This is a genomic window from Pseudomonas sp. R62 (assembly GCF_000257605.1).
Lineage (GTDB): Bacteria > Pseudomonadota > Gammaproteobacteria > Pseudomonadales > Pseudomonadaceae > Aquipseudomonas > Aquipseudomonas atacamensis.
Map to the genome: position 1 here is coordinate 3,606,387 of NZ_JH635998.1, position 6,040 is coordinate 3,612,426.

At 62.4% G+C, this 6,040-nt stretch carries 5 protein-coding genes and 1 pseudogene; 1 reads left to right on the plus strand and 5 read right to left on the minus strand.

Features of this window, described 5'->3' with window-relative positions; translation table 11 throughout:
- The 5 genes and pseudogenes from OQK_RS17250 to OQK_RS32040 all read right to left on the minus strand — a co-directional run.
- The coding region (locus OQK_RS17250; protein WP_016773479.1) for a lysylphosphatidylglycerol synthase transmembrane domain-containing protein at nt 1-938 on the minus strand (938 nt) is incomplete at its 3' end.
- Entirely contained in the window at nt 935-1,705 is a 771-nt protein-coding gene (locus OQK_RS17255) for a DUF2334 domain-containing protein (RefSeq protein WP_016773480.1), read from the minus strand. The genes OQK_RS17255 and OQK_RS17250, both read right to left, overlap by 4 nt.
- Nucleotides 1,698-2,789, minus strand: a complete 1,092-nt coding sequence (locus OQK_RS17260) for a glycosyltransferase family 4 protein (protein ID WP_177318493.1) — start codon at nt 2,787-2,789, stop codon at nt 1,698-1,700. Before OQK_RS17260 ends, OQK_RS17255 begins: the two co-directional genes overlap by 8 nt.
- 216 nt (nt 2,790-3,005) lie before the next feature.
- The gene (locus tag OQK_RS32035; protein WP_443216336.1) at nt 3,006-3,770 is read right to left on the minus strand and encodes a methyl-accepting chemotaxis protein; all 765 of its coding nucleotides are present in this window, start codon (nt 3,768-3,770) and stop codon (nt 3,006-3,008) included.
- A 93-nt stretch (nt 3,771-3,863) separates the two neighbouring features.
- Nucleotides 3,864-4,895, minus strand: a pseudogene (locus OQK_RS32040) (HAMP domain-containing protein); the annotation flags it as partial.
- Between the two features lie 186 nt (nt 4,896-5,081).
- Between OQK_RS32040 and OQK_RS17270 the strand changes: the two are divergent.
- The coding region (locus OQK_RS17270; RefSeq protein ID WP_038861261.1) for a helicase HerA-like domain-containing protein at nt 5,082-6,040 on the plus strand (959 nt) is incomplete at its 3' end.

Below are 6,040 nucleotides of genomic sequence, written 5' to 3' on the forward strand. Positions count from 1 at the left end.
AACACCGGCCCGCCCACCAGCAGATAGAAGTAATACGTCACCACGCGCCAGATCAGGATCGCCGCCGCTGCGGTGGACTTGCCCACCATGGGTGCGAGCAGCGCGGCGGAGGTCAATTCTGCGGCTCCCGCGCCGCCAGGTAACAGGCTGAATTGACCGGCGCCGAGCGAAAGCATCTGCACCAGAAAACTCCATGCCCACTGCAAATCCGCGCCGAGCCCGCGCAAGGCCAGATACAGCACGCTGTAGCGCAGCAGCCAGTGCACGCAGGTCAGAGCAAAAACCTGAACCAGCGTTTGCCAGGGCAGTTTCAAGGTATCGGTAAATGCCGCGAGGAAGTGCAGCAACTTGCGCGCCCAGCGACGGCGAGTGCGTGCCGTGATGTTCATCCCCGCCAACAGCCGCCCGCTCAGGCGAATCAACGCTCGGTGATAACGGGCGATCAACACGCAACTGAACAAACCGCCAAACAGCGAAACGGCGCTGACGGTCAGCAGCCACTCGAGACGATCGCTCAGGTGCTGGAACAGCGCGTAAATCAGAATCCCGCTCAGGGCGCAGAGAAAAAACAGCAGATCGCTGAGCTGATCCATGGCAAACACCGCGCTGCCCCGCGCCGGACGCACGCCGCAACGAGCGAGCAGAGCCATGATCGTCAGCGGCCCGCCGCTGCCACCCGGCGTGGCGCAGTACGCGAACTCGGCCGCCATCACCACGCCGAGGCTTTTCAAGGGCGCGACTTTTTCTCGCTGGTCGCCGAGCAACAAACGCAAGCGCAGCGTATTGATCCCCCAGCACAGCAGAATCATGCCGAACATGATCAACAGCCAGTTCAGCGGGAAGCTGCGCAGGCGCGCCCAGGTTTCGCCGCCGCCGAGCAGCACCGGAATCAGCACCGCCGCCAGCAGGCCGATCAGCAACAACAGGCTGCGCTTCATGCTGCGCGTTCCAGTTGTCCGCGCTGTCGGGCCAGCCAGTCGATTTTCGTCAGCGGCACGCGTCCTTCCGCCAGCAGGCGTTGCAGCGTGTGCAACCAGTAATCGCGAGAAAAGCGGTGACGCATGTCCACCGGATGCAGCCCCAGACGAATCACCGATGCCTCGCGCCAGCGCTGTTCACGCTGGTCGCTGAGGATTTTCGACACGCCGCGCCGCCAGGCACTGCGCGCACTCCACACCAGCCCCGGTGCATCGATGGCGCTGAAGTCGGGCAAGCGATAAAGATGCTGCGGACTGCTGGTGTAGCTGAGCGGCAATTCGCGCAAGGCCTGACGGGCGCCTTCGCTCATCAGCCAGGCCGGGGCGACGAAACCCTGCACCGGCCAGTCGTAGCGCTGAAACATCTCCAGACCCGCATGCAGGCGGGCCAGGGCTGCTTCGCGAGACAAGCGATAGAACTCGCCTTCATGGGTGTAGACCCGGCGCATGAACCAGTCGCGCGGGTTGTTCGGCAGGGGTTCCTGATCGTCGTGGTAGTAGCCGTGCAGCGCCAGTTCATCGCCTCGGGCGACCCTGGCATCGAGCACTCGGCGAAACTCAGGGTTGGCATCAAGGGCATCGTGGCGATGGAAATCCGGCACAACCAGCCACGTCATCGGCACATCACCCAAGGCATCGACGGCCTCGACGAAGGGCTGATAATCCGCCCACGTCGAGGGCGCCACATCATGCAATACCAGGCAAACAGCTTTCATTTCTTCAACCATTGGCCACCCGTGGCAGCGTATGGCCGAGCACCGCGTGATAGTGGCTGAGCAGACTGTCGACCACGGTGTCCCAGGCGTAATGCCGTTCGACGTGCTGACGCGCCTGCTGACCGAGCCGATCGCAGCCGCGACTGAACAGCTCACGCACAGCATTGGCCATGGCCTGGGGATTGTTCGGCGCACAGAGCAGGCCGCAGGAATCGTTGACGATTTCTTCAAACGCCCCGGCCGCCACCGCCACCACGGGAATGCCGCAGGCCATGGCCTCAAGGATGACCAGGCCGAAGGTTTCCTGGTCGCCGGCATGCAGCAGCGCATCGGCGCTGGCCATCAGCCGCGCGACTTTCGGCGCCGGGCAGAATTCGTCGATGACGCTGACGTTGTCCGGCACCGCTGCGGGCATCGACGAGCCGACCAACAACAAGTGATAGCGCGGACCGAGGCGCTGCATGCACTTGAGCAGCACCGGCAGGTTTTTTTCCTTGGAACCGCGCCCGGCAAAGATCAGCAGGCGGGTGTCTTCGGCAATGCCCAGCTCAGCCCGCAAGCCAGGATCGCGGGCGTCGGGATGGAAAGTGTGCAGATCCACGCCCAGCGGTTGCACATGGACATTGCGCACGCCAAGCCCGATGAGCTTGTCGGCCATGACCTGGCTCGGGGCAAGGACACGATCGAAATTGCCGTACAGACGAGTCACGTAAGCCTCGACATTCGGCGTGACCCAATGGCCCATGCGATTGCCCGCCAGCAGCGGCAGATCCGAGTGATAAAAGCCGATCACCGGCACATCGAGCTGTCGCCGCGCATCCAGCGCCGCCCATGCGGTGAGGTAGGGATCGCCGACTTCGATCAGATCCGGCTGCAAATCCTGCAGGACGTTTCGCCAAGGCGCCAGGCGCAGGGGGAAGCGATAACCTTTGCCGAAGGGCAGGGCGGGCGCCGGAACCGTGAAAATGCCGTCATGTTCACCCAGTCGCGCGCCGGGGATCAGCAGGCTGTGGCGAATGGCGTTGCGCTCGCCAAGGCGACGGTGTTTGGCATCCAGATAAGTCCGCACGCCTCCGCTGGCCGGGGCGTAGAACATGGTGATGTCGGCGATATGCACGGTGAGCAACCCTCCGCTGTGTCGTTCTCCCTTGATTGACCTTTATCCAGAATAGATGTTCGGTCGGGATTGCGCGGTGGGTTGTCAGTCGGGTTTCGTTGAAAGGTAGATATTCGCGAGCAGGCTCGCTCCCACAATGGAATGCATTTTCCCTGTGGGAGCGAGCCTGCTCGCGAAGTGGCCAGTCGCCGCAGCTTAAATCCTGAAGCTGCCCACCAACTGCTTGAGACGCGAAGCCTGCTGCTCCAGATCCGAGCACGCGCGCAAGGTCGCTTGCAGGTTTTCCACGCCTTCCTGGTTCAGCGTGTTGATCTCGGTGATATCGACGTTGATCGACTCAACCACCGCAGTCTGCTCCTCGGTCGCCGTCGCCACCGACTGGTTCATCCCGTCGATCTCGCCAATGCGCAGGGTCACGCTGTTCAGGCGTTCGCCGGCAAGGTTGACGATCTCGACGCTGTCCTGGCTGTGGCGCTGGCTGTCGCTCATGGTGCTCACCGATTCCCGGGCGCCGACTTGCAGCTCCTCGATCATGGTCTGCACCTGCTGTGCCGATTCCTGCGTGCGGTGCGCGAGGTTGCGCACTTCGTCGGCCACCACGGCGAAACCACGACCGGCCTCACCGGCGCGCGCCGCTTCGATCGCCGCGTTCAGCGCCAACAGGTTGGTCTGCTGGGAAATACTGGTGATCACCTCGAGAATCTGGCCGATGTTGACGGTCTTGCTGTTCAGCGACTCGATGTTGGTGCTGGACGCGCTGAGCATGCTCGACAACTGGTTCATCGCCTTGATGCTGCGCTCGACCACCTGCTGGCCATCTTCGGCCAGACCCCGGGCATCGCTGGCCTGATTCGACGCTTGGGCGGCGTTGCGGGCAATTTCCTGGGCGGCGGCGCCGAGCTGATTGATCGCGGCGGCAACGCTGCTGGTACGCGAGGCTTGCTGGTCGGAGTTGTACATCGACGAATTCGACGCAGCGACCACGCGCAGCGCGACTTCGTTGACCTGACCGGTGGCCGAGGACACTTCGCGGATCGAACCGTGAATACGCTCGACGAAGCGGTTGAACGCGGTACCGAGGATGCCGAATTCATCGTTATTGACGATGTTCAGGCGTTTGGTCAGGTCGCCTTCGCCGTCGGCGATGTCTTCCATAGCGCGGGTCATCACGTGCAGCGGCTGGATCAGCAGGCGGATCAGCATGCCGAGCAGGGCGATGATGATTGCCACGGCAATGAAGGTTGCGATTACCGCTGAGGTACGGAATTCGCTGAGCATCGAGTACGCCTGATCCTTATCGATCGACAGACCGATGTACCAGTTCACCGACGGCAGGCCTTTGATCGGAGCGAAGGTGACGATGCGGGTTTTGCCGTCGACGCTCACTTCGCTGAAATCGCTGCTGATGCGCGGCGTGTCCTGCGGGTAGGCTTCTTTCAGTGACTTCATCACCAAGGCCTTGTCCGGGTGGACGAGGATCTTGCCGTCAGCGCTGACCAGGAATACGTAGCCCATGCCGTCGAAATCCCGTGCGGCGAGGGTGTCGACCAGCGATTGCAGGCTGAGGTCACCACCGACCACGCCAACGCTCTGCCCGGCGTTTTTCGACGCGGTGGCGATGGAAATGATCAACTGGCCGGTGGCCGCATCGATGTAGGGTTCGGTCAGGGTCGAGGTGCTGCTGCTTTCGGCACCTTTATACCAAGGGCGCACGCGCGGATCGAAACCGTCCGGCATCTTCACGTCCGGGCGGATGGTGAAATGCCCGGTGGCATCGCCCAGGTAGGTGGCCATGAACGTCGAGGTCAGGCTTTTCTGTTCCAGCAGGCTGGCGACCGTGGCAGTTTCCGGGTTGATGGCGATGTTCTGCGCGGCGTTCTCGATCAGCAGAATGCGCCCGCTGAGCCAGGTCTGGATGTTGCCGGCGGTGACCTCGCCCATTTCATTGAGGTAGTTGTTCAGATCATCGCGGATCGCATTGCGCTGCAGCCAGTCGTTGTACAGCGTGAACGAGGCAAAAGCGGCAATGACGATGAGAGCGGCGGCAAGCAAAATCTTATGGCTGAAGCGCAGGTTTTTGTTCATGGCTTGGGGTTCCGCTAAGGTCTTAATGTCCTGGGCGTGCTTTGATAGAGACGCGCACTATGGGCAAGGTTGAAAAACTGATATTTCCGGCTCTCCTTAGGGAAATGTCCGACCCGATTTTCTGATGGGTCTATCCAATTTATGTATCGGCCATGTGTCATCAAAGATTAACCATTGGGTGAGAAAATGCCTGACTCTTCGCAACTCGTTATCGGCGCTGATCCGGCCGCGCAACCCATCGCTCAGGCCATGCGCCTGGCCAACCGCCACGGGCTGATCGCTGGCGCCACCGGCACCGGTAAGACCGTGACATTGCAGCGTCTGGCCGAAGCGTTCAGCGACGCCGGTGTGGCGGTGTTCGCCGCCGACATCAAGGGCGACCTGTGCGGCCTCGGTGCTGCCGGCAACCCGCAGGGCAAAGTGGCCGAGCGCATCGCCGGCATGCCCTGGCTCGGTCACACGCCGCAGGCTTATCCCGTCACGCTGTGGGACATCCACGGTGAATCCGGTCATCCGCTGCGCACCACGCTGAGCGAAATGGGTCCGCTACTGATCGGCAGCCTGCTCGAGCTGACCGACAGTCAGCAGTCGGCGCTGTACGCGGCCTTCAAAGTGGCGGATCGCGAAGGGCTGTTGCTGCTGGATCTCAAGGATCTGAAAGCGCTGCTCAATCACCTCAAGGACAACCCGCAGTTGCTCGGCGAAGACGCGGCGCTGATGACCACCGGTTCCAGCCAGGCGCTGCTGCGCCGCTTGGCGACGCTGGAACAGCAGGGCGCCGAAGCCCTGTTCGGCGAGCCGGCGCTGCAACTTGAAGACATCCTGCAACCGGGCGCCGATGGCCGGGGACGCATCCACCTGCTCGACGCCAGCCGTCTGGTGCACGAGGCGCCGAAGGTTTACGCAACGTTCCTGCTGTGGCTGCTGGCCGAGTTGTTCGAGCAACTGCCCGAGCGCGGCGATGCTGACAAGCCGCTGCTGGCGCTGTTCTTCGACGAGGCGCACTTGCTCTTCGGCGACACGCCCAAGGCCTTGCAGGAGCGGCTTGAGCAAGTGGTGCGCTTGATTCGTTCCAAAGGCGTGGGCGTGTACTTCGTCACCCAGTCGCCAGCGGACCTGCCGGATGACGTGCTGGCGCAGTTGGG